The organism is Shewanella sp. H8, from assembly GCF_040285065.1.
GTDB classification, from domain to species: Bacteria; Pseudomonadota; Gammaproteobacteria; order Enterobacterales; family Shewanellaceae; genus Shewanella; species Shewanella polaris.
On the sequence record NZ_CP157213.1, the window covers coordinates 1,547,546 to 1,573,175 of the forward strand.

Consider the following 25,630-nt stretch of genomic DNA (forward strand, 5'->3'; position numbering starts at 1 on the left):
TGCTCATCATTTTCCATATGCCACTCAGTTTGTTGATGATTTTCGTTCAATTTTTACATTTGAATAATCAGAAAGCTATCGCAATCAACCCTAAAAGCAGTTATGTTAATTGCCTTAAAAATGAGTGGCATAGATTCTTGTTAAGTAAAGATTGAAGAATCAATTATAAAATTCATCAAAATCAAAGGAGAAAATAGATGAGTGAAGAAGTAGAACATGTACCAGCGACTAAGGATCAAGCCAAAATAGTTTACATACTTTATATGGTAGGTTTACTGTTTGGTATTACAGGTATCATCGGTGTAGTAATGGCTTACATCAATAAAGGTGATGCTCCTGAGTGGTTAAAAACCCATTATCAGTTTCAAATTAGAACTTTTTGGATTGGTGCTATTTATATCTTCTTAGGCTCAATTTTATCCTTAGTTATCATTGGGTGGTTTGTACTCTTATTTTGGGCTGTCTGGCTAATAATCCGCTCACTCAAGGGCATGAAAGCGCTTGAGCTGGAAAAACCCATTGAGAACCCTACTGGTTGGTTATTTTAAAAGTCTAACTAATAAGGAGCGGCTGCGTTAAGCCGCGTCCTAATCTCAAGTTTTGAGCCTCAATACTTGAGATGCTACTCTTGAGCGAGTCAATAACAGATCAAGAATTGAAGCTAAACAAGCCATCCTGTTTATCGGCAATAAAAATGGCTGGCATGGTTGATTTTTCAACAATTTTTGTCCGCTTAAGCGGGCGTTAGCAGCCAAAAAGGGGTTAGTCGTAATATGGATGTTTGGAAAAGAGTTTTAACTATCTTAGTCGTTACATTTTCATGCGTTGGTTGTGACCAAGGCACTAAAATATTAGCTTCAGAATATCTCCCAAAAGGTCAAATGACGAGTTATCTTAATGATATTTTAAGAATTGGTTATACCGAAAATATAGGTGCATTTCTTGGGTTGGGTAACACTTTATCAGATAGTGCTCGCTTCTGGATTTTCGTTGTTTTAGTTGGTGCTTTTTTATTTGGCTTACTTGCATATTTAATTCAGAACTCTAAACAGAACTTATCATCATTAATTGCACTTTCTTTAATCTTTTCAGGTGGGTTAAGCAATTTCTATGATCGTGTAGTAAATAATGGTGCTGTCGTTGATTTTTTAAATATAGGTATAGGCTCGTTAAGAACAGGCATCTTTAATGTTGCTGACATCGCTATCATGCTTGGTGTATTTATGCTGTTCTTTGTATCTTCAGAAAAAAGTGTAACTGGCAGCTAACAAGAATAAAAATGGGTGGCATGGTTGATTTGCAAACAGCGCAACGCATAAATACTAAAACGTTACATGCTATGAGTAAGATGAAATATTTATCAGGTAATACCATTACCGCTAAAAATGGTCACCTTAGCTTCGAGATAGAAAGAGCTAATACTAAATTTGTGTCCGTGCTTGGCGAATTGCTACGGAAACATTTTGGTTTTACTCCTGTGGGCGAGCCAACTGTATTTGTAAGCGAAGTTGTAGCTGAAATAGAACTGTCTGGTCTCAAGCTTGGATTAGGCTGGGACAATTGGTCGGGCGCATATGTCATGGCGTTCTGTGAGGAGGGAGATGGCCATATTAAAAAGATGGCTGACTACCTAAACGAAGCAAAAACAAATTTATATGGCCACCCAAGATTATTGGCGAACATTTAAGCATTGGTCTAGTCTTTAGTTATCTTTATTTACTTGTAGGTAATGAATGATGGCCAGACCAAGACAAACTATTGTTAGCTTAGAAGACACTCCTTTTTATCATTGTTGTTCGCGTGTTGTGCGTAAAGCCTTTTTGTGTGGTATCGATAACTCGACAGGCGAGAATTTTGAGCATCGTCGTGAATGGGTTGATTCTCGTATACTTGAACTTGCTACCATCTTTGCTATTGATATTTGTGCTTATGCAGTGATGAGCAATCACTTACATGTCGTTATTAAAGTCGATGCAGATAAAGCAAAACACTGGTCAGATAAAAAGAATTTATATAGCCACCCAAGTTTGTTGGCGAATATTTAAGCATTGGTCTAGTCTTTAGTTATCTTTATTTACTTGTAGGTAATGAATGATGGCCAGACCAAGACAAACTATCGTTAGCTTAGAAGACACTCCTTTTTATCATTGTTGTTCGCGTGTTGTGCGTAAAGCCTTTTTGTGTGGTATCGATAACTCGACAGGCGAGAATTTTGAGCATCGGCGTGAATGGGTTGATTCTCGTATACTTGAACTTGCTACCATCTTTGCTATTGATATTTGTGCGTATGCAGTGATGAGCAATCACTTACATGTCGTTGTTAAAGTCGATGCAGATAAAGCAAAACACTGGTCAGATAAAGATGTGCTGATACAGTGGCATAAAGGTTTTAAAGGTACCTTACTGACACATAGATTTGTAAAAGGTGAAGAACTGAATGAATTTGAGTTAAAGACGGTAAATGACTGTATCAGCCAATACCGACAACGCTTAGTCGATATAAGTTGGTTTATGCGCTCCTTGAATGAACCGATTGCCAGACAGGCCAATAAAGAAGATAAGTGCACTGGCCGTTTCTGGGAAGGGCGGTTTAAATCTCAAGCTTTGCTTGATGAAGCCGCAGTGTTAGCTTGTATGGCCTATGTCGATTTAAATCCTATTCGTGCCAGAATTGCTACCACCCCTGAAAACTCAGGCTACACCAGTATTCAACGACGTATAAATTCAGCGATTAAAGGTGAGCAACCAGCAGAACTATTACCGTTTGTGGGTAATGAACGACTAAACATGCCTAACGGGCTAATGTTCAGAGTGAAAGATTACATAGTACTAGTCGAAGATACCGGTCGGATTATTCGAGAAGATAAGCGAGGCGCTATTAGCGCAAGTAGCCAAGACATTCTTAATAGATTAAATATTCCTGCTGAAAACTGGTTGAAAATCACCACAGAGTTTGGTGCATTATTCAAAGGTGCGGTAGGGGCTTTACCTGCATTAACACAATATTGTGAACACCTAGAGCGAAAGCGGCGACAAGGCGCATCAAACTGCCAGCGCTGGTTGTGTGCTTAAGGTTTAATCTCAAAAACAAAATAATAACCTCCTTTCCAGCTTGATATCAATCAAGCGACTAGTGCTGTGTTGGATTTGCAGTATTGCTCACTATTTTCCATTTAGTGCTCAGTTTGTTGATAATTCTTATTCAATTTATACATATGAATCGTGCAGAATATTATCGCAATCAAAGCTAAAAGAAGTTATGTTAACTATCATAAAATTGGGTGGCATAGTTAACTTTCCGTATTGCTCACTATTTTCCATTTAGTACTCAGTTTGTTGATAATTCTTATTCAATTTATACATATGAATCGTACAGAATATTATCGCAATTAAAGCTAAAAGAAGTTATGTTAATTATCATAAAATGGGTGGTACGATTAATCTTTCATAACGATAGGCGAGCAATGAAGAGTGACAATAAATTTAAAAGTTCGTTAGTGGTTGGTTTGACACCTGAGGAATACAACATATTTGACTTGAGAATGACGAAACCTACGTTTCATTTCGCTAAAGATAATAGCGGCTCGATGTTGATTCAAGATATTGATACAGTCAAACTCAATCGATCTAGAAAGATTAGTTACTTCGTGCCAAATAACATCGGAATATTGATGAGTGTAAGCACCAAAGCATCAAGTCGAGCAAAAGAAATTTTCGATCGAAAATTCAAAAGCAACAGTTATGAGTTGGATATTACCAAACTAAGTGGAAATAAAAGCAAAGCGATAGGTGCTATTTCCAAAGACGTTTACGACTACATAGAAGAAATTCAATCTGCAATCGTCTTTGCTTATACTGCGTTAGAGGCATTTGCGAATCTTAGTATACCTCAGAGTTATATTTACCAAGCCAAGAAAAACTCGAAAGGTATTACAGAGTCACATGATAAAGCAGCCATTGAACGTTGGCTTAGCTTAAAAACAAAGATCAAATATATACTTCCAGATTTGTATGAAACTACAGCTGTTGAAAAGCAAAAATGGTGGGGAAAGTTCGTTATCCTTGAAGAGTACCGAAATGAGATAATCCATCAGAAATCTATTGCTGCGACTGAATTTTATAAAACCTACTTTAAAGATTCGATTTTTAACATTATCAACTGTACAGAGTCCGTAATATCATTTTTCTATGTAGCTCATCAGGCTAATGGTAAAACTAATGAAGTGTGGCCTTGGCTAGGAGAGCATGTTGATATTCCGTCGGTAGAGTTTCAGCAAAGTCAATTTGAAGTAACTGGGAATGTTCATCAAGGCTTCAAGTAATCGCTCTAACAATCAGTTAGGGGGATGGTTATACTTCTCTTGTTCCTCGCTACGCTTCACCACCCCGCAACAAAAACGTTAACGATTCTGATTCTAGATACCTTATTTCCCGAATAAAACCATGAACTAACCCTATATTGAATTTTTAAAATTATTGCTAGCACCTAAATGCTTTACCTGTAGAAATCCAAAAAGCCAAATCAAAGATAATAAAATAATAGATGCCGATGAGTTAGCGAGTATCCAAAACATGGATGTTTTGGCTAAGCTCACATGGAGGCTGATTTTGAAAATCAACCGCCAGCGTCTCGCTTAATCATCTGCACTATGAGTTTCTCTTTCCCATCGATATTATTGCGTCATTATCTGTTTGTTATTGAGTACTTGCTTACCCTGAAATAGCGCTCACTACTATCTTTATAATCAACCCCACAATCAGTCACACCATTAGCTCAACAATCAGCCCCACAATCTCCACGCTAACCCCGACGCCCGCGATGTGGCTTGTTTGCTGGCTTTTTCAAATACCATATTAGTGCCTAAACAATAAAAATGGTTTTTGGCGCGAGTGATGGCGGTATAAAGCAGTTCTTTACTGAGTAACTGCCATTGTGCGGGACTGGGTTTGTGGGGCAATACAAAGCTGACTTTATCAAACTCGCTGCCTTGGCTTTTATGTACGGTCATGGCGTAGCAGGTGTCGTGGCTGGGTAAGCGTGCGGGTAATACTTTAAGTAGGCTGCCATCGGCCATAACAAAGTGGGCCATTAAGCGACTTGGCTTAGTGCTGTCTTGTAAGATTAACCCAATGTCGCCATTAAATAAGCCTAGGTTGTAATCGTTACTTTGAATAATGATCGGTCGGCCTAAATAGAACTCATTTTGGGGATTAATCAGTTTGGCGTGTTTAAGACTGTCGGTGATGGCAATGTTCATGCCCTCAACCCCAAATTCGCCGGCGCGCATGGCACACAGCACTCGATAGTGGTTAAAGCTGTCGATGATGGTTTGTTCTGAATGCGGCATTGTTATGGCGCTGTCTTGTACCTCTGTTTGTTTCGAGCTAGCTTGCTCCACAATCGTCCGTTGGTTCTCTTGAACTAAACTCAGATACTCACCATAAGCCTGTACCGATAATGCCAATAACGCTTGTTTACCGCTGTTATCACCTTGGGCATTAAGCTGATGTTCAAACCAGTCTAATTCGGCATGTTTGTGCAGCCATACTTGGCGAATGGCACTGATATTAGATTGATTAACCGCACTGGCTAATAACCCAATACCCGCATCGCCTTTAAAGCGATGGCTGTGCATCAACATACACAAGCTGTCACCTATTTGGGGCTGTGGATCAATAAACTGGCTGACATCCTGTTGGGTTAATCGTTGTATTAATTTAGCTTGTGCGGCGCTGTAGCGCATTGACCAGGGTGACGCCTCATGCTGGTTGACTTGTTTTAAGCCTACACAAATATCCGCCAGTACTGCACCAGCTTCTACTGAAGCTAACTGGTCTTGGTCACCTAATAATATCAAGCGACCGTGGGACGGCAGGGCGCTAAGTAATTTATACATCATGGGTAAGTCGACCATAGAGGCTTCATCGACCACCAGTAAATCTAGTCGCAGTGGATTATCTTGATGGTGTCTAAATTGATGCGAATTGGGGATGACGCCTAACAGTCGATGCAATGTAGAAGCGTCTTCAGGAATTTGGTTCAGTGCATTATTTAATATCAGCTTCAATGAAGGCTCAGCTATTTGGCTTAATTCTTTCAATAAGCGCTGTTTGGATGCTTTAATCGATTCGCTTAACCTAGCGGCCGCTTTTCCCGTGGGCGCAACTAAACGAATGGTTAGCGGCGATTGGGTTAACAGTAACAATAATAGCTTGGTTACTGTGGTGGTTTTACCGGTTCCTGGGCCGCCAGTAATTACCGCTAATGCTTTTACTAAGGCTGTGGCAGTGGCAATTTTTTGCCAGTTAAACGAACTGTTATTGTTGTTTTCTGCGGCAAATAAGCACTCGATTAGTTGCGGCAGATTACTGTGAGTTAACTCGTTTTCAAGCGGTTTATGGGCTAGATGGGTTAACTTACTCGCGACTTGAGTTTCAAAAAAATGGTACTTATTTAAATATAGGCGACCATGTTCAAAAATCATCGGGGTGTTGTCACCCAGCTGACCCACAGCATCAAATAAACAAATTTGCTCCATCAATTGTTGATGATTGAGTGTGATACAACAATTGATCTCAGCGTGACGATGGCTGTCTTCTGCCATGGGATTAGTGAGATCAATTTGCTCGATGACTAAACAACTGTGCTGATTAGACAATTGCTGACTGAGCAAGGCGCAAACCAGTAAAAAAAGCTGCGATTGTGCTTCGGTGATGTTTGGGTTGTTATCGATAGCTTCTATGTTAGCCAGCTCTAAAGCAAAATGCCTATCGAGTGCGGTAAGGCGTCGCTGTTGTTGCCAAAGCGGGAGTAATTCCGTGATCGGGTGGCTGAGTGTTAGCATGATGACGTCTCCGGCGCACGATTGTCTGTTTGTCCTGAAAATAAGTAGTCGAGTTGTTCGATTAATGTTTGTGGCGGTTTGTCATAAAACACCCCCGCGCCAGGATGATCAGGATGCATACCGCGTAAAAACAGATAATAGCAGCCGCCAATATGCTGCTGATAATTGTAGTTTGGTAATCTAAGCGACAAGTAACGATGCAATGCCAAGGTATATAAGATGTATTGTAAATTATAGCGATGAGCATCAATGGCTTTGGCCATAGCCGAGTGAGTGTAATCGCTATATTTATCACCCAAATGATTGGACTTATAATCGGCAATAAAGAATTGACCTTGGTGCTCGAAGGTTAAATCGATAAAGCCTTTTAACATGCCTTTTAAGGTGTCAAAGTCGAGCCCTGCGACATAACCATGCTGCTGCAAAATATGGTTTAATTGCGACGCTTGTAAGGTAGAAATAGGTAAATAAAACTCCATTTCGACCATTTTTTGCTGCATGCCTAATTGGCTGAATGTCAGTGATGTGTCCTCTGACGCTGGCTCGATAAACAGTGGCGTGAGCAATATTTGCTGATACCAGTCCATTAGCGGCTGTTGCCACAGGGTTTCGTCAAATCCATATTGTTTCATGGCTTTGGCCAGTGCTGGTGGCAGTTCGGTGCCGGCTTGAGTAAAATCAAACAGTTCTAACACTAAATGCATAAAACTACCGGCATTGGCGCCGCGCTCGAAACTAAAACGATCCAGTACCGGTTCAGTGAGAACTTCATCTTGTAACTGTAATTGGATTAACTCATCACTAAAATCTTCATCGTCGGCACCGGGCGCGACTCTTTCGTGGGGTAAATGTTTCACTAAGCCTGAATAACTGCCCACTCGCCAAGCTAGGCTCTTTGCCCGAGTCACTATTTTGGCCGCTAGTGGGTCATTGTTATCGTGGATATCAGCGAGCACAGAATCGTCAATATCATTGCCTAAGCATTCCACACTCATCGCCGGCAAGGTGGCAATTGCATTCACTTTGGCTTGAATAAGGGCAAAGTCCGTTTTCTTGTCGGTAATGCCCAACAAATAACCGATACCCGTTTCATGTAATTGGCTGCTGATCCCCGTCTTTAACTGACGGCTTTGGTTGGCAATATACAAATAACACACGTAAACCGGTCGCGTTAACGCCACATACAGTAAGCGTAAATCTTCAGCGAGGGTTTCTTGTTTGAGTTGTTCCCAGCCTTCGTCGGTGGCGTCGATGTCCCAAATAAGTTGTTCATTTTTATGGTACATCATAGGTGCAGGGCGTTTTTTATTGCCGCGGGCTAGGCTGACGAACGGCACAAAACACACCGGATATTCTAAGCCCTTACTTTTATGAATAGTGACAATTTGCACCAAGTTTTGTTCACTTTCTAGGCGCAGTTGTTGCTCGTCTCCGCCACTATTACCAATCAGTTGTTGCTCATACCAGTTAATTAATGCACTGCTACCATCAAGTTCGGTGGCTTTTTGCTGTAGTAATTCGGCTAAATGCCTAAAGTCGGTTAAGCGTCTTTCGCCTGATGCTTTAGCATCTGCTGAGTTGTCATCATCACCATCATTAACGCTATTGTCACCCTTGCTGCTGTAACTGCTGTCATTATTAATGTCGGTCGTGACAGATTGCGACAAATAGCGGTGGATTAATTGGGTTTCGCTGGCAAAGTTAAGCAGCGCTGGCATTACGCCGCGTTGTTGCCATAACTGATGCCAATGAGTGAATTGATCTAATACCAGCTGACGTTGTTCTTCGTCTTGGTTAAATTGATGAATACGCTGGGCATTAAAACCGACAAGCTCGGTGGCGAGTGCAGCGCGGATAGCACGTTCATTTTTAGGGGTGGCTAACGCATACAATAAAATAGCCATTTCACGGGCTTCAATGGTGTTAAATACACTGTCTCGGCTTAAAAATACCGCACCAATTTTACGGGCCGATAACGCGGCTTTCATCACCGCGGCTTCGTTTCGATCGCGCACTAATATGGCGATGTCTTTGGCAATGAGCGGTTTAGCTTCCTGCTCAAGGCTGGTATTAACTCGGCATAACCCTTGTTGTGATTCGGTGAGTAAGCGCTTAATTTCACTGGCAGCATCTACGGCTAGGCGTTGTCTTGCGGTAGTTTTATTGAGGCCGTTTTCATCGTCTTCTGCTAATAGGCGGATCCGCAGTGCAGCAGGGTTTGGCTTAGCTTCGCTGAGATATTTATTCGCAGCCGATGACGGCGTTTTGACAATATCATAGGGTATAGCTTGGCTAATAAACGGATCTTGGTGTTGACTAAATAACTGATTAACCCCATTAACCAACTGGGTTGATGAACGGTAATTGGTATCAAGATTATAATGGGCCTGTGTTTGTTGGCGCGCAGCAATATAGGTATAAATATCGGCACCACGGAAGGCATAAATCGCCTGTTTAGGATCGCCAATCATTAATAAGCTTAAGCGACCCTTGTTAGCGTCATCATCGTTGTTGTCATTACTAATGTCATCTGGGCTATTCACCCTTGTATCTGCGGTTAGGTCCAGCTGTGATGCCAGTGGTTGCTGATACACCTGATTAAAAATAGTAAATTGCAATGGGTCGGTGTCTTGGAACTCATCAATTAATGCTACCGGAAAACGTTTAGCAATGGCATAGGCTAGGGTGATCGGATTTTGGCTGAGCGCCATGGCTAAACTCAATAATAAGTCATCGGGCGTCATTAAGTTGCGTTGCTGTTTTTGGCCTGCAAAACGTTGACGGATGCCTTCACGGGCGCGAACTAAAAATGACGGAATAAGCTGATTAATTAATTCCAGCAAACGCTCCATATACTCGAGTAATGGTGCTTCGGCAGCGCTCGGAATAACACCGCCTTTGTTGAGTTTAAGTTCGGATAATGCCAATTGTTCAAGCGCTTTTAATGGCGGTAATCCCTGTCCAAACTTAACCCAGTTACTTATGCTATCAAACAATTGGCTGAGTTTAGGGTAGCCATCGGCGGCTTTACCAAAACGCTGACCGTTTAACGGTAGAGTTTGTAATAATTCCAATGTGCTAGCGTTTAGGCTTTGCCACAATAAGCTAAAGCGGCTGATGCTCTGGGTTAACTGTTGTTGTAGTTTTTCAAAGGCTGGTGGCTGTTTTGATAACACCGCTTGGCTTGCACCTAATAACGGTCGCAGTTTTTGGGCTAAAACATCCGGTTCAGCAAATACATCACTAATGGCTTGCGCCAAAAAGGGCGGTAATGGATAACAGACTTCACGCCAGAAATCGCGCACCGCATGGTGTAAAAACTCACTATCATCGAGGGTGAATTCGGACTCAAATAGCAATGACGATTCAAATGCCATGTCGGACAACACCCGTTGGCAAAAGGCATGGATAGTAAAAATGGCTGCCTCATCTAACGATTTTAGGGCTAAATCTAGCCGTCTTAACGCTATTGGGCGCTCAGCCTCAGTGGTGTCTTGGTAAAGTTGTTCGATAAAATCGTCATTGACCGCTAGCCCTAAAAAGCGCTTAAACGCCAAGTTAATCCGTTTACGAATTCGGTCTCGCAGTTCTTCTGTGGCGGCGTTGGTGAAGGTTACCACTAAAATTTGTTCGCAACTTAACGGCGCTTTACCACCGTGACCTAACAATAAACGTAAATACAAACCCGAAATAGTATAGGTTTTGCCTGTACCTGCACTGGCTTCAATTAAACTAGAGCCGCTAAACGGTAAGGTGAGGGCATTGAGTGGTGTGACGTTAATAGGCTCCATTATTGCGCTCCTTGTTGTGCAGCGCTGGCAATGAGTTGCGCTTGAATGTCTACCGCAGTGTCGGTGACAAAGGTGTCTAATTCTGCCAGTTTTTCTTTGTGATACAGGCTTAACATGGGTTGCAGTAAATGGTTGGCTAATGCACCAAAGTTGGCTTCGCTAAAGTCGTCTGGAAAATGAAATAAACGTTGGTTATGCGGGTCGTGACCTTCACCGAATTGGTTTTGGCCGTCATCCCATTTTTGTTCGGCTTTGAGCAATTTCTCGTTATGGTCGCCATCTGCTTCAACATAGGCGAAAGCGGTTTTAGGCATAAAACACAAAGGTTGCGCTTGGCCTTGAATAAAACCACTGATAAAGCGCATTAGCTGCGCCTTGGCTTGCTCGGCCGTTATTGGCGCAAAGGCATGAAAATGACCAATGTCGAGTAGGTAACTAAATTGATTTTTACCTAAGCCTGAGCTAGATGAATTAGCCATGGCATGAATACATAAGTGGCGTAGGTATACCCGAATAAAATCTCGTCCGTGGGCAGTGCCCGGGCGGTAGTTGACTAAGCCTTTAGGTAAAATATCATCAATACGGCCGACAAGATTGACTCGCACTGTGGACGATTGGGTTGGATCTGCTTGTGCTGGTAAACCCTGCACAGATAGAACATGCGCAGGTAGATCAAAGTTAAGATCAACATTCAGCGTGTGCATGGCTTGTTGGTCTTGTAAAAATTGCACTCGATTAATCAACGGCGATATATCGCGTAAATATTGATTAATTAACAAGTCGTCAAACGGTGCCATGGGTAATTCACCGCTGGTTTTGAGCTTACTAAGTAATTCGAGATCTGGACCGTCGAGTTGATGCTCAATGGCATTGTCGAGCATGCGTGATTGCAGTAAATAGCGCTCGAGTGCATTTAAGCTAAAAGGTTCGTCGTTGTCATCGGCTTGAATATTGAGCGATAAATCGACCTTTAAGCTTCGGTTGAAAAAGAATTGCGCCGGATTACGATAAAAACGGATTAATGACGATAACTCAAGCTCGACCACTTTTTGTCCGTCACTATTCACTTGAGTGTGAGCAAAGACTTCATCTGCTTGTTCGGCCGATAAAGGTAATGCTTGCTCAAAAAAGTGATTGTTAATGGTCGCGTTTGCTGGCGGCGGGCACCATTGGGCATTAAAACTGTGTTGTAATTTACCTAAGCCACTGGCAGATGGCGGTGTGTCGCGAAATAATTTAGCGTCAAAAGGCTGCAAGGGCTGTGCTTGTATAAGCTGCGCTAGTACGGCTTTATCGGCGTCATCAAGATTGATGTCAGCTTGTTGTTCAAGCTGTTGCTGTAAGGATTGTGGTAGGTAACTGAGTTGACAATATTCCACTAATTCAGAGACTAACATTGACGCTATACGTTCAGCGTTATCGCGTTCACTGTGACCAATATAACTGATGTACAGTTGCTCTCTGGCTGATAATAACGCTTCTAAAAATAAATAGCGGTCGTCTAATCGGCGTGAACGGTCACCTTTTTTAGGGCCAAAGTGCGCCATTAAATCAAATCCAACCGGATGTTGTACCCGCGGATAAACACCGTCATTCATGCCCAGTAAACACACCACTTTAAAAGGGATAGAGCGCATTGGCATTAATGTACAAAAGTTGACGCTGCCAGCAAGGTATCGTTGGCCGACACGAGATTCAGTTAAGCGTTGATTAAACCACTGTTTTAACACTTCTATATTAACCTGGCCTTGATGGCCGGCACTTTCAAGTTCTGTGTCTAGGGTGACTAAAGCATCGCGAATGGCTTGGATCTGTTCGCGTTCATCATCGTCGGTGTCGTAGCAATCGACTAAAAACTGTTGTAATTGTTCAAGGCGTTCGCTGGTGCTGTAGTCGCTGGCGAATAGTGCAAAATAAGTGTCGATGGTTTCTAAAAAGTTGAGTAGTTTTCCTAATGCCTGCGATGACTGACCTTCAATACCTTGCACCATTAAGGTGTCGCGATAAATGTCGGCGTCGTCGTTAAAGGCGTAGCCGAGTATTAAACGTTTAATGCCAAATGCCCATGAGTTTTGCGTAAAAGGTTGCACGCCTAACTGGCTACGGGTTTGTTCGCTGCGGCCCCAACGCACATTGGCGTCATCTAACCAGCCGCGGATTAATGATAGCTCGTCATCATCGAGTTGAAAGCGGCGCAAAATTGCCGGCACTTCTAAAATACCAATAATATCTGTTAGACCAAAGCGGCTTTGATTGATGTTTAACAAGCTTAAAAAGCTATTAATTAACGGTGATTCTTGCGCCGCGCCTCTGTCGGCAATAGCGTAGGGAATATAATAGTCGCCTTTTTGCGGATTTTTGTCGGCAAAATACTGACTGTTGGCTGTGCCAAATACCGCATCAATATACGGAGCATACGCTGCGACATCGGGCATCATGATCACGATGTCTTTAGGGCTTAAGTCGCTGTTGTTTGATAACAGCTCTAAAAGGTGATCATGTAAGGTTTCCACTTCGCGCAGGGCACTGTGGCAACTGCGTAAAGTTATCGAGTCATCATTGGGTAATAGCGTACGGCGCGCATGAATATCTTGGTATAAATCTGCATTTGGCCCCAAAGGTTGACCGAGGGTTTCCATTTGCAGGATATCGAATTGCACCCCGTGCAGTAGATTGTTTGGTTCGGGTTCAACATAACAATCGTAACCAAAGTCAGTGTGTTCTGGCGGTAAAGAGAGGAGTAAATCCAGTAACTCACGGCCCATTTGACCATTATTGGCCAATATCGGGTTACCCACTTCTAGCTTGTCTTCCCAGTCTTGGTCGAGTTGTTTTTTATTGGCATATTGCAACGCCATGCGGGCGCGGGTTTTCGGCTCAACGATATCGCCCCAATAGTGCTGGCAGGGGCTGAGCGACAACATAATCACATCAATACGGCTGGCTAAATGGTAAAGCACATCGAGGGTTTGCGGCGGCATGGATGAAATACCAAACACGTATAACCGAGCGGGTAACATGGATAAATCGGTGTCTGGATTAGCTAGGGTCGCAATTAAGTCGGCATGTAAATTAGCGCGATGATAATGGCTGGCGTGCAAATGATGTTGGTTATAGTCGATTAATGCTCGCCACAGAATAGGTTGCCATTGCTGGTTTTCATCTAATGCGAGGCGATTATCTAGGCTCGATAATGGCTGGTTTTGCTCCCAGGCTAAAATCCATTCAGGGCGATAGACTAAGTATTGATCGAAAATATCGGCAATGCGGCCACATAATTGAAATAGCTTAATGGCATCATGTGATGGGTCAAGCGACTGGTTGAGTGGCAATAGGTTTTTTACGCTGGCTTGATCTACTTTAACCTCAAGCTCAAGCTTATCCTCAACATTGGCATTAGCATTATCAGTTGATGGATCTAGGGTGTCATCTACTTGGGGTGATAAGTATTGCTTTAACGGACTAAAATCGGGGTCATCTAATAAGCTGGGCAATAAATCCATTAATTTCCAGGTCATCGCGGCTTTGGTAAAGGCGTTATCTTTTGGCACATTGGGCAGCAGGTCATGGCATAACTGCCAGGTAAAACTTGAGGGTAGCGGGAACGATAATGCAGCGGCGATACCATTGTGTTTGGCTATCTCTAAGCGAAGCCACGTCGACATTCCCGGGCTTTGTACTAACACATGCTCACTGGCTAATAAACTGACGTTATCTAAACGAATTGCCAATAGTTTGGCCAATTGTTCAGATAACACTTCCATCTGATTAGATTGAATTAAAGTAAGCATGTTCGACCCGCTAATTTGAGATTAATTCATTCTATGGACTCTAGGTTAATTCATCAATCAAAACCGTTAATAATCAGGACGATTGCTGATGTTGTGTACAAGCTCAATTGCGCAGCAGTCGCAGGCGTAAGCGACGATATAATTGTATAAATCGTTGTTGCTGTTGCTGGGTTTGCGCCGCCGTTAACGGTTGATATTTAAGTGCCACAAAGGCATTGCTTAACGCAGTAAAGTCGGCAGCAACTTTGGGTTGAAGCGCGTTAAAATGGGCATTAACCGCAGCCGCGTAATCTGACGGTGCTTGGCCTTGTTGACGGAAGATGCCTTTTTTAGCTAAGCGTTGGCAAATGAGGTTATAACGTTTATTAAGCGGATCTTGTTGGCGATCAACATTGAATAAGCCAGCATAATAAGCAATAACTAATGCGATAATAATAAAGCTGAAAATCATCAATAGGGCGATTTTAGTATTGCTAACATCACCCAATAATTTTGCTAATACCTGCTGTTTTCGTTGTTCATCAAAACCTAATACCCACACACTCCAATAATAATCGACACTGGCAAACTGCTGGCGTAATTCGTTCAACCATGGGTATTGTTTCATGTGCAGTGTGCTAAAAGGGCTGTCTTGTAAGTAGCTACTTTGGCTGTCAAAGGTGGCATCAAAGCCATCTAACACCCGTTGCGGTGCAATCATTGCCGTAGGATCAAAGCGTTGCCATCCTTGTCCTTCAAACCACACTTCGGTCCACGCATGGGCCATGTATTGATAAACACTGTAATAGCCCGCGTTGGCATTATATTCGCCGCCCTGATAACCCGTTACCATGCGGGTGGGAATACCGCTTGCGCGTGCCATAAATACCAGCGCTGAGGCGTAATGGGCGCAAAATCCTGCACGGTTTTCAAACATAAAGTCATCAATTTGCTGCTCTCCTACACGGGGAGGGCTCAAAGTGTAGAAATAAGCTTGTTGTGCAAAGTAGTTCATCATTGCATTAATACGCGCCTGTGGATCGGGATAATCTTTGGCAAATTGCAAACCAAGTTGACGGGTTTTAGGGTTGCTATTGGCTGGCAGCGCGAGGTTTATCTGCCTGGTTTGTGGGTCGAGTTTTAAATCCATGATGGTGTCTGGATATGAGGTAACTCTATAACTCATTCGCTGGTCGACCGCTCTTAAGGAAAATAAGCGATAATCTGCCAACTCGACTACTTGATCATTGTCGCTAAACGCTTCATCTAAACCATATAACCATTTTCGATGACTGGGTTCACTAATGACCATATAGGCTATTTTTTTACTGCTAGCATCAGTCTTGGCATCGTTTTTAGGGGCTTGACGCTCCGGTTTAGTAAAATATGCCTGACGCTGAATTTGTTGAATACTCGGGTCTTGGCGCCAGGTTTTGCCGTCATAATTTTCCATAACTAACGTGCGCCAATATAACTCCTGGTTGGCGGGGCCTAGTGTACTGCCGTTTGGATTGTCAAAACCGACCCTAAAGGCCAAGTCTGCTGAGCGAGTTAACTTGCTAATATCACCAAACGATACTTCATCTGATAAACCTGTTTTGGCTGTGTTCATATTAGGCACTAACCACAATGGCCCAAGGCGTGGAAACACCACAAACAGTAATATTGCCAAGGGTAGGCTTTGCAATATTATTTTGAGACTAAAACTGAGATTAGCCATTTTGTTAGATTTGTCTTGATATACGCTGATCAGCACGCCGGTATTAATAATCGTCACGGCTAATAAATGCACAGTATTTAACATGCTTTGTTGATCGAGTAGGGTTAGGCCGATAAGAAAATAGCCTACTAATACAATGGCTTTAACATCTCTAAGCTCGCGCATTTCAATGTATTTTAACGCGTAACCTAAAATTAATAAGTTAACCAAAGCATTAAGTAAACCTATTTGACTCGACACTAATGCGAGCGTAATTGCGGCGCCGATAGCTAAAGAAGTGACCAGCATTTTAGGTGGCGCGGCCACTTTACCGAGATAAATCCCCACTCGCCAAACAAAGCAAATCCCACAGATACCAATGCTCCATAAAGTGGCTTGACCATATAATGGCGTGAGGATCGCTACATTGGTGATTAATAGCCAAAACAGAGTATTACGGCTAATAAGGGTGTCAAAGTTATCGGTCATGATGGCTCACCTATTGATGATGCTGATACATGACTAGGGCTAAAATCTGGATTCATATTAGCGGGCATATGGTAAGTCGCAAGGGTAGTTTGGCAGGCTATGCGGTGCGCTTCTCCGGTTTGTTGGTTAATGATTTTATCATCTAAAATTAAACCAAATATTTGTTGCGACTGGCTAAGCTTATCCACTTGCCAAGCTAATTTGCTGAGTTTTTGTTCAATGTTATTGCCAGAGGTATTGGCTAAGGTTAACCAAACAGGTAAGCCTTCTGGTTCGGCAAACTCTTTAGATAACATGCCTTTGCCTTGGGCCCATTGTTTCCAAGCCACTTGCTTAAGTGATTCGCCCGGAATATAACTGCGTAGACCTTTATAGTCGTCAACACCTGGGCGTAATTTACCGTGTTCATTTGGGGTGTCGTTGTCGCTGCTGTGGCTGGCTAATTCAATATTACATATTTCTGGTTTGGCGAAAATAACATGCTGAATATCTAAATCGACATATGACCAAGCACGGCATAATCCTAACGGGAAGTAGGATGAGACTTTAATTCGTCCAGGGTTTAACTTGCCGCGTTTAGGCTGTTCAAATGGCACGATGGCAATTGTTTGTTCTTGCATTTGTTTAACACGTACATGGCGCTGATAACTAAACTGCATGCAAATCTGCTGGTGGGTGGTATCGGGATTATTCTGCCGAGTATGGCCAGTTAACATAATGGGAAATGGCATATTGTCACCAGCATAACCTGATGGCGGTGTTACAGCGTTAAATGTTAAGCCCGCAAGGTTTTTATAGCTATATATAATGCAAGTATGAAACACGCTGGCGAGTAATAAGCTTAAACCAATCACTAAGTTGTTTTGATAATTGGTGCCAAACAAATACAGTAAAACGATCAAGCCAATCCACACTAGCCCAAAACCACTGGGTAAAATAAAAATGCCTCTATGGCTGAGGGTAATCTGTTTTTGCGCTGGTAAGCGTTTACTTATCCACCTTGACCAGCGTCGAGTTACCGATGTTGGAATTAACCGACGTAACCGAGACGGCTTAATAACGCCATTGGCATAAGTTGGGGAAACAGATTTGGTTGATGCGGTCGATTTAGCCATGTGTGCCCGCGCCGTTAACGTATTGGGTTGACGCTGGCGAGTATGGTGTCAGACAAAGCTTGGCCTTGGAATTGACTACTACTGCGAATGCGATGTTCGGCAACAGAAGCAAATACTGCCTGAATATCTTCGGGTACCACGTACTGCCGTTGATTGATAAAGGCCCATGCTTTAGCGGCTTGAAGCAAAGCAATACTGGCCCGTGGTGATAAACCGTTGGCGACATTATGCTGCCGAGAAAAATCTACCAAGGCAATTAAATAATTCAGTACAGCATCCGATGCCGACACTTGAGCCACTTGTTGTTGCAATAGTATGAGTTCTTGTGGTGTTAAACATTGTGATAATGAAATCGGTTTACTGGCTTGAGTTTGCGACTTTAACATGGCTAACTCGGCTTCTGCACTGGGGTAACCGATGGAAATCCGCATCATAAACCGATCGAGTTGCGATTCTGGCAACGGGAAGGTACCGGCTTGATCAACCGGGTTTTGGGTGGCAATCACAAAAAACGGTGAACTCAGTGGATGGGTGATGCCATCGATAGTAATTTGCTGTTCTGCCATGGCTTCGAGTAAAGCACTTTGGGTTTTTGGGCTGGCGCGGTTAATTTCATCGGCCAACAACATTTGATTAAACACCGGACCTTTATGAAATATAAACTGTTGTTGCTCTTTACTGTAGATGGATACCCCAAGAATATCTGCGGGTAGCATGTCACTGGTAAATTGGATCCGTTGGTAACTCATGCCTAAACTGCTGGCAATGCCCTGAGATAAGCTGGTTTTGCCCATGCCCGGTAAATCTTCAATTAATAAGTGACCTTTAGCGAGGATACACGCGACAGCCAGTTTTATTTGCTCAGGCTTACCTAACAGGACTTGGCTTAGTTGGTTGAGTAATGTTTGAATATTTGATTGCGACACGAAAGCTCCAACTGTTGGTAATAAACCATTATGGGTTTATTAGCGATTACTGAGTAGTGATGGTTTATCATTATGGCTTATTGGTAAGGTCTATCGTAATTGTTGATTGTATTTAGTGATTAACGTTTTATAAAAGTGATGGGGTAAACCATCAATAAATCTTACACATACGGGGGTAATGTTTTTATTGTGCGATAAAATCATACGTTACCTTGCTCACCAGTATTAAGCCAAAAATACCGCCATATTTTGGCGGTATTAGTCACACTTAATAAGCTTTAATAACGATAGCTAAACTCTTTTTCGCTAAACATTCCATCTTTGGTTGCATTTTTTTGTTGGAATATCATCCGATAACTCAGTACCGCTTGGACATATTCGCGTGTTTCAGTGTAAGGAATAGTTTCAATAAAACTCATTACATCTAAGCTGCCATTAGACTGTCTTAACCAACGTCTAACGCTACCTGGGCCAGCATTATAGGCTGCGGTAGCGAGTACTCTATTTTGATTAAACTGTTTAAGTAACTCACTGTAATAAGCACTGCCTAGCATAATGTTCACTTTAGGGTCGTATAGATCTTTTACGTTATTAAAACGGATTTTGTTCTTTTTAGCCGTTTGTTTGGCGGTAGCTGGCATTAACTGCATTAATCCACGCGCACCTACGCCAGACGTCGCGTATGGATAAAATGCACTTTCCCGGCGAGAAATTGCCCGAATTTCATCAATATTCACTGCATACTTTTTACTGGCTTTGACGAATTCATCGTTGGATGCCTCAGGAAAACGCAGTGCTATTGAATCCCATAATTTGCCCTGAATACTGGATTCAACACTAAATCCATGCCAGCCGTTGTTTAAGGCAAATAAACCATATTGTGCGGTCATTTCTGGAGTATGGCGGCGCATTAAATACAGCCATTCGTTACGGGCATCAATTTGCTTATCTAAGGCCATTAATTCAACCACGCGGGCAAGCCCTGGGTCTTGGTTTAATGCCGCTTGTAACTCTGGATTAGGCGCTAAATTATCATCATTCATCGCCAAGGGTTTACCTAAAGCTTCTGCTGCATTAAAACCGTAGAAATTACGTTCACCACTTAAGATTGACTGTAATTGAGTCGCACGGTTTTTGTCATGGCGAGAGGTCATCTTAGCTTGCCAATATTGCCAGCGTGGATCGGCTTTACCTTGATCGCTCAATAGGGATAAATATTTATCTATGGTGTCTAAGTCTTGCTCTCGAATGGCCCAACGCAGGCGCATTTCATATAAATCATCAGATTGGAGTAATGGCAGCATGGCATCAATATGTGATACCAATTTTTGGTCTTGTTTTATTAATGCACGACGAACTAAGTAGCGGTTAAGTTGGCGACCTTCAGCATCACTAAAACGATTGGTCTTTTGATATTTAACATACAATTTAATCGCTTGATGTAAATTTTTACGGGCCAACTTTCGCAAACCGGCATCAACAATATCGCCAATGATAGGCTTAGAACTGGAAAATTTCTTCATGTGACGCAAAATGTTGGGATCGCGATACACTGATAATAGTAATTTAGCCTCACTTTTATGTTGGGTGATTTTTTGCGATAAATAGCTCAGTAAACTTGATTGATTAGCATTGAAACTCAGTAACATGCGAGCCCAGACTAATTCTTGGGTGCGGAAACCTGCTTTTGTCCATTCTTTGAATACATCATCACATTCTTTAGGACGAGAATAACCGTGAACCCATAAACGTTCGACGCCTTGATAAGCAGAGGTTTTATTACCCGCATCAAGTTGTGCTTGGTAGTAATAACATTGCAGGCGGATATCATTTGGTGTGTCTGGCGAAATCACTAAGAAATCTTGCCAATGCTGTTTTTTACCGGCATTAAGCAGGTATCGATAACGCAGATTATTGTAAAGTGGCGTGGTATCGAATTGGTTGATTGCATTGAGCGCTTTGTCACCAGGAGATTGCACTATGCTGTCTACATTTGCGTGGTAGTCAAGATAAACCGTTAATGGATAGTCGGCGAGTTTTTTGCGTAAGGCTTGATATTTATCGTGTTGTTTTTTATCCAAAGCTTTGCGAGCATCAAGGTAAGTTTGCTGCTGCGATGTCAACGCATGCGCTTGGCTAAGAAAAGCCAACGATGTGCTAAGTAATAATGCGCCAGTAATTAAAGTGTTCGCCAAAGTGTTACGCATTTAAATGAGAATCTCCGCCTCAGTATTTCGTTTGCTATCAGTATTATGGTTACGTTATTAAGTGATAATGAGATTTGTTGATTAAACAAAGATTAATTAGCGCTCATTAGTCATCAATTATTTTGTTGTTTTTCGATCGACTCATCAAGAGCCCGATTAAGCAACTGTTTGTCTATCTGTTTACTGGTGTCTACGCCTAATTGCTGCATGTAATGTGCTTGTCTAATGAGGTTGCCTTTACCTGACGACAGCTTAGACATCGCATTTTGATAACTTTTATCTGCGGTGTCTAAGGCGCGACCTAGCTTTTCCATATCTTCCAAATAACCGCACAATTTATCGTAAATACGGCTGGCTTGTTTAGCAATGTTTTGCGCATTTTGGTTTTGATATTCATAACGCCATATATTATTAATTGTGCGTAATGCCACCAGTAAATTGGTTGGGCTTACCAGCATGATATTTTGCTCTAGGGCAAAATTAACCAAGCTTGGGTCGTATTCTATGGCCAGTAAAAATGCCGGCTCAATGGGAATGAACATTAGCACATAGTCTAAACTTTTGAGACCATGTAGTTTATGATAATCTTTTTGGCTAAGGCCTTTAATGTGTTGCCTAATCGATAATGCATGTTCTTTTATCGCTTGGTCACGAATGTCTTTGTCTTCGCTATTAAAATAACGTTCATAACTGACTAACGACATTTTGGCATCGATTACCACGTCTTTTTGCTCGGGTAAATGGACGATAACGTCAGGCTTAAATCGTTTGCCATTGTCGTCTTTTAAATCTTGTTGGGTTTGGTATTCGTGGCCTTCGCGTAAACCACTTTCTTGTAATACGCGCTCTAAAATGACTTCGCCCCAATTACCTTGTTGCTTGTTGTCACCTTTTAGCGCTTTAGTGAGGTTAATCGCGTCTTGGCTCATTTTTAAATTGAGATCGCGTAAATTATCTAATTGATGTTTCAATGCGCTGCGTTCAGATTGCTCATGAGTATACGACTCTTGAATTTGCCTTCTAAAGCCTTCTAATTGCTGTTTTAGCGGCCCGAGTACACCGTCCATTTGCGAGACATTTTGTTGTTTAAAGTTTTCACTGCGCTCTTCAAAAATTCGATTGGCAAGGTTTTCAAACTGTAATTTTAGTCTTTCTTCAGCTGATTCAAGCAGGGCAATTTTATCTTGTAATGATTTTTGCTCTGTTTCTGCTTTGACCTGAATGGTTTGTTGTAGCGCATTCGATTTGGCTAAATTGAGCTGTGATTCCATCAAGCGATGTTGAATTTCAACCATTTGTTGTTCAACCAGATTAACCCTATCGGCCTTAGTTTCCGCGCTAGAGAGTTGACCTATAAGCGTTTCTAGTTTGTGTTGTAGATGATTACTGTGATCAATTTTATCATCGAGATTATCTTGCAATCGTGACAGGTCAATTTGGGCTTCATTGAGTTGTTGAAGCGTTTGCTGTTCATGTTGAAGTTTGAGCTGCTCCCAACGTTTACGCGTTAGCCTTTGATTAATTAATGCACCAAATAAAAAGGCAACAAATGCGACAGCTACAAATGCTGCAATTTGTGGAGGAGTTAACGACACAACAAAAGGCATAACAAAACCCGATAGAAAATAATGACTAAGGGTCGCACGGCTAATAAACGCCTGCAAGGGGTAAACTTAGGAATTAATGAAATAGTGTTATAGGTGCTTAAATTTAAATCTAAGCGTAATATCGATTCGTAGTGGTAGTAAAGCGACAGACATTTATGTGATCTTTACTGATTAGAGACAGATTGGAGCTATTTTTAATCTTTTTGGGCAATCAATTGCAATAAAAGCCTGATTTTGCCTGTCTATTGAGTAAGTAAGCAAGATTTGGTAACCAATTAGTTGCCGACAAACAATTTTAAGAGGTGATTTATGGCGGGTAAAAAAGGTTTTACTCAAGGCATACAAAAACGTGCTTCTTGGCATATTCCTGATAACCAAGTTACGCCAGAGTCGGTATTTAATGATCGTCGTAATATTGTTAAGGCCCTTGGGTTAGGAGCATTGGGCGCCAGTTTGCCTGGCCAAGTTCAAGCCGGTATTTTTGATTTGTTTGGCGAGCAAAAAGCACAAAACCCTTTTGTGACTCAAGGCCTACAATATGCCACCCCAGCCAAGTTTGTATTACCTAATCCGAAAACACCTGAAGATAAAGTGATTCGTCATAATAACTTCTATGAATTTGGTACCAATAAATCAGACCCGGTTGATAATGCGCAAAATTTTAAGGTTGATCCTTGGACGTTAACGATTGACGGTTTAGTTGATAAACCGATTACCCTAGATTTACATGAATTGACGACCCGTTTTGCCCTTGAAGAACGCACTTATCGCTTACGTTGTGTGGAAGCTTGGTCGATGGTTGTGCCTTGGGTCGGCTTTTCGTTAGCCAGTTTACTTAAGCAAGCTGGCGTGCAAAGTAATGCGACCCACATTGCCTTCGAAACCCTATTTGATCCAGACCAAATGCCTGGGCAAAAGAGTCGCTTAATGGGCGGGGGGATCCACTATCCGTATGTTGAGGGGTTAACGGTTGCCGAGGCAATGAATGACTTATCGTTTTTAGCGGTAGGTTTATACGGTAAAACCTTGCCGCCACAAAATGGTGCGCCAATCCGTTTAGTGGTGCCTTGGAAATATGGTTTTAAAAGTATTAAATCCGTAGTTAGGATTCGAGTAATGGATAAACAACCTCCAACCAGTTGGAATCAATTAGCTTCAAGTGAGTATGGTTTTTACGCCAATGTAAACCCAGAAGTAGATCATCCTCGTTGGTCGCAGGCATCTGAACGTAGCATAGGTGAAGGCGGTTTATTTTCTGCTAAGCGTATTCCAACCCAAATGTTCAACGGTTATGGTAATTCAGTGGCCGACTTGTACAAAAATATCGACCTGAGGAAGTTTTATTAATGCGGATTAGTCCTCGAGGCCTGTTTTGGCTAAAGGTGTTATTACACATAAGCTTTTTATTGCCAATCTTATATCTCGTGGCATTAGTGTTAACTGATAATGCGGGTGGCGATCCAGTGCAGTATATTATTCACTACACTGGCATGGGGGCGATTAATAGTTTATTAGCGACGTTACTTATTTCACCCATTGCCAAACGTTTTAAAATAGCGGCGCTGATGCAAACTCGCCGCTTGGTAGGCCTGTATGTATTTGCTTATGCGCTATTGCATATTAGTGCGTTTATTAGTTTAGATTTGTTATTTGCGTGGAGATTATTATTCGAAGAAGTGATTAAGCGGCCCTATATTTTGGTTGGCGCTGCAACCTTGATTATCATTTTATTATTGGCTATAACCTCTCCCAATCGCATAAAACGTAGTATGGGTAAGCGCTGGCAATCGTTGCATAATTGGATTTATGTGGCTGCAATACTGGCACCAATCCACTTTTACTGGTCAGTAAAGTCGGAAATTATCGAACCCAGTATTTATATTGTACTTTTTGCGGCCTTGTTATTTTACCGCAAAGACAGTATTTATAAATGGTTGAAACCGAGCAAATAATATTAGCAGAGCTTTTCTGCTAGCATCATCGTTTATGCTAACGTCTCAGTTTATGATTGAGGCCGTTAGTTGAAAACGCCGCAAACACAGTAAATGCCATTACTGATATCATGATAATGGCTAGTCTCAACCAAGGCTGTTCAAGTGACATACGCATATCGATAAAGTTAAACGTAGACACTGACCATACAAAGACCACACTGATCAGTAAACCTAATTTGAGTAATGTGTGTATAAATGCATGCCTAATTAATAACAGCAAGGGTAAGCTCACGGCTATGATAGCCAATATAGGTTGATCAAATCGTAAAAAATGTGCGCCTAACAATAAGTAAGCTAAGCTAATAATGGTTACTCGCCACCACATACAAATTCTCCTCAATAACCAGCCATAACGAATGCAATAACTAACAACATAAAATGTGTACTCATTGACGTAATATCTTTCTTCAAATAACGTCATAGTTGAGGTTAATTCATACAGCATAGCGCCGAATAAAAAGCCATTCTTGACTATTAGTCACAGATTGTTGAATTAGTATGTTTATCCCCTTTTTGATTGATTAATTTTCATCATTAATAATGTCAATCTGCCTTAGTATTGCGTCACTTGATGGAATTAACCCGCATTACTATTGTTAATCAATCTAATGGCGAGTTTAATATGCAATAGCTGAATTATTTGTTTCTTTAGTAACCTATCTCTTAACTCAAATTGAGGTTAAATAGATTCAAAAACAATATGGAGTTTCAATAATGAAAAATGTTGTAATCTTTGGACTATTGGTTTGCATCACTGTGCTAGTTGGTGAGAGTTGGGCGCAAGAAGTCGTTCGTGAAGAAATGGCTCATAAAGCAATGGCTGATTGTAATGATCCCGTTAATACGCGTGAAATGAATGACTGCGCTAGGCAAAAAACCGATGAAGCACAGCTTAGGTTAGATAAATATTTCGCTAAAGCCAAAGAACAATATCATGATGATCCAAAGGCGGTAGAAGCACTTCAACTGTCGCAACGAGACTGGTTAACGTATCGAGAGTCTTATTGTAATGCCGTGTATCAATTGTGGCGAGATGGCAGCATCAGGGGCGTAATGTACCAAGGATGTATGCTGCAACTTACAGTGCAACGCACCCATAATATTTGGCAAGACTATTTAACGTTTATGGACTCTAGTGCGTCGATATTACCTGAGCCGCATTAATTAATTACGTTAATCCGATTTTT

At 41.8% G+C, this 25,630-nt stretch carries 17 protein-coding genes and 1 pseudogene; 9 read left to right on the forward strand and 9 right to left on the reverse strand.

The features are described from left to right. Window positions 1-197 precede the first annotated feature (197 nt). The 6 genes and pseudogenes from ABIS04_RS06810 to ABIS04_RS06835 all read left to right on the forward strand — a co-directional run bounded on the left by ABIS04_RS06810 (window position 198) and on the right by ABIS04_RS06835 (window position 4,322). Entirely contained in the window at window positions 198-548 is a 351-nt protein-coding gene (locus ABIS04_RS06810) for a hypothetical protein (protein ID WP_350432978.1), read from the forward strand. Between the two features lie 225 nt (window positions 549-773). Then, window positions 774-1,268, forward strand: a complete 495-nt coding sequence (lspA, locus tag ABIS04_RS06815; RefSeq protein WP_350432979.1) for a signal peptidase II — start codon at window positions 774-776, stop codon at window positions 1,266-1,268. Between the two features lie 11 nt (window positions 1,269-1,279). Next, entirely contained in the window at window positions 1,280-1,687 is a 408-nt protein-coding gene (locus ABIS04_RS06820) for a hypothetical protein (protein ID WP_350432980.1), read from the forward strand. Between the two features lie 49 nt (window positions 1,688-1,736). Beyond that, window positions 1,737-2,003 (forward strand): annotated as a pseudogene (locus tag ABIS04_RS06825) (transposase); the annotation flags it as partial. Between the two features lie 91 nt (window positions 2,004-2,094). After that, entirely contained in the window at window positions 2,095-3,072 is a 978-nt protein-coding gene (locus tag ABIS04_RS06830) for a transposase (RefSeq protein ID WP_350433401.1), read from the forward strand. 392 nt (window positions 3,073-3,464) lie between these two features. After that, the gene (locus ABIS04_RS06835; RefSeq protein WP_350432981.1) at window positions 3,465-4,322 is read left to right on the forward strand and encodes a hypothetical protein; all 858 of its coding nucleotides are present in this window, start codon (window positions 3,465-3,467) and stop codon (window positions 4,320-4,322) included. Between the two features lie 459 nt (window positions 4,323-4,781). Here ABIS04_RS06835 and recD read toward each other — a convergent pair whose 3' ends face one another. The 8 genes from recD to rmuC all read right to left on the reverse strand — a co-directional run bounded on the left by recD (window position 4,782) and on the right by rmuC (window position 22,449). Further along, entirely contained in the window at window positions 4,782-6,845 is a 2,064-nt protein-coding gene (gene recD, locus ABIS04_RS06840) for an exodeoxyribonuclease V subunit alpha (RefSeq protein WP_350432982.1), read from the reverse strand. After that, window positions 6,839-10,636, reverse strand: coding sequence for a UvrD-helicase domain-containing protein (locus tag ABIS04_RS06845; RefSeq protein WP_350432983.1), 3,798 nt, complete (start codon window positions 10,634-10,636; stop codon window positions 6,839-6,841). The genes recD and ABIS04_RS06845 overlap by 7 nt, the downstream gene beginning before the upstream one ends. Further along, window positions 10,636-14,427 carry an exodeoxyribonuclease V subunit gamma gene (recC, locus tag ABIS04_RS06850; protein WP_350432984.1) on the reverse strand — a complete coding sequence of 1,264 codons (3,792 nt, stop codon included), beginning with the start codon at window positions 14,425-14,427 and terminating at the stop codon, window positions 10,636-10,638. Before recC ends, ABIS04_RS06845 begins: the two co-directional genes overlap by 1 nt. Window positions 14,428-14,530: 103 nt before the next feature. Beyond that, on the reverse strand, window positions 14,531-16,594 hold the full coding sequence (locus ABIS04_RS06855; RefSeq protein ID WP_350432985.1) for a DUF3488 and transglutaminase-like domain-containing protein: 2,064 nt from the start codon (window positions 16,592-16,594) through the stop codon (window positions 14,531-14,533). Continuing rightward, on the reverse strand, window positions 16,591-17,709 hold the full coding sequence (locus ABIS04_RS06860) for a DUF58 domain-containing protein (protein WP_350432986.1): 1,119 nt from the start codon (window positions 17,707-17,709) through the stop codon (window positions 16,591-16,593). Before ABIS04_RS06860 ends, ABIS04_RS06855 begins: the two co-directional genes overlap by 4 nt. Window positions 17,710-17,723: 14 nt before the next feature. After that, window positions 17,724-18,635: a MoxR family ATPase gene (locus ABIS04_RS06865; RefSeq protein WP_350432987.1), complete on the reverse strand. Its 912-nt coding sequence runs from the start codon at window positions 18,633-18,635 to the stop codon at window positions 17,724-17,726. Between the two features lie 278 nt (window positions 18,636-18,913). Then, the gene (locus ABIS04_RS06870; protein WP_350432988.1) at window positions 18,914-20,842 is read right to left on the reverse strand and encodes a transglycosylase SLT domain-containing protein; all 1,929 of its coding nucleotides are present in this window, start codon (window positions 20,840-20,842) and stop codon (window positions 18,914-18,916) included. 113 nt (window positions 20,843-20,955) lie between these two features. Beyond that, on the reverse strand, window positions 20,956-22,449 hold the full coding sequence (rmuC, locus tag ABIS04_RS06875; protein ID WP_350433402.1) for a DNA recombination protein RmuC: 1,494 nt from the start codon (window positions 22,447-22,449) through the stop codon (window positions 20,956-20,958). A 309-nt stretch (window positions 22,450-22,758) separates the two neighbouring features. Between rmuC and msrP the strand changes: the two genes are divergently transcribed. Next, complete coding sequence (gene msrP / locus ABIS04_RS06880) at window positions 22,759-23,796, forward strand: protein-methionine-sulfoxide reductase catalytic subunit MsrP (protein ID WP_350432989.1); 1,038 nt, start codon at window positions 22,759-22,761, stop codon at window positions 23,794-23,796. Next, on the forward strand, window positions 23,796-24,401 hold the full coding sequence (gene msrQ / locus ABIS04_RS06885; protein WP_350432990.1) for a protein-methionine-sulfoxide reductase heme-binding subunit MsrQ: 606 nt from the start codon (window positions 23,796-23,798) through the stop codon (window positions 24,399-24,401). Before msrP ends, msrQ begins: the two co-directional genes overlap by 1 nt. A gap of 37 nt (window positions 24,402-24,438) precedes the next feature. Here the strand turns inward: msrQ and ABIS04_RS06890 are convergent, their stop codons facing one another. After that, window positions 24,439-24,768 carry a hypothetical protein gene (locus ABIS04_RS06890; protein ID WP_350432991.1) on the reverse strand — a complete coding sequence of 110 codons (330 nt, stop codon included), beginning with the start codon at window positions 24,766-24,768 and terminating at the stop codon, window positions 24,439-24,441. A 389-nt stretch (window positions 24,769-25,157) separates the two neighbouring features. Here ABIS04_RS06890 and ABIS04_RS06895 point away from each other — a divergent pair, with 389 nt between their 5' ends. Beyond that, on the forward strand, window positions 25,158-25,607 hold the full coding sequence (locus tag ABIS04_RS06895; RefSeq protein WP_350432992.1) for a lysozyme inhibitor LprI family protein: 450 nt from the start codon (window positions 25,158-25,160) through the stop codon (window positions 25,605-25,607). The last annotated feature ends 23 nt before the right edge of the window (window positions 25,608-25,630 follow it).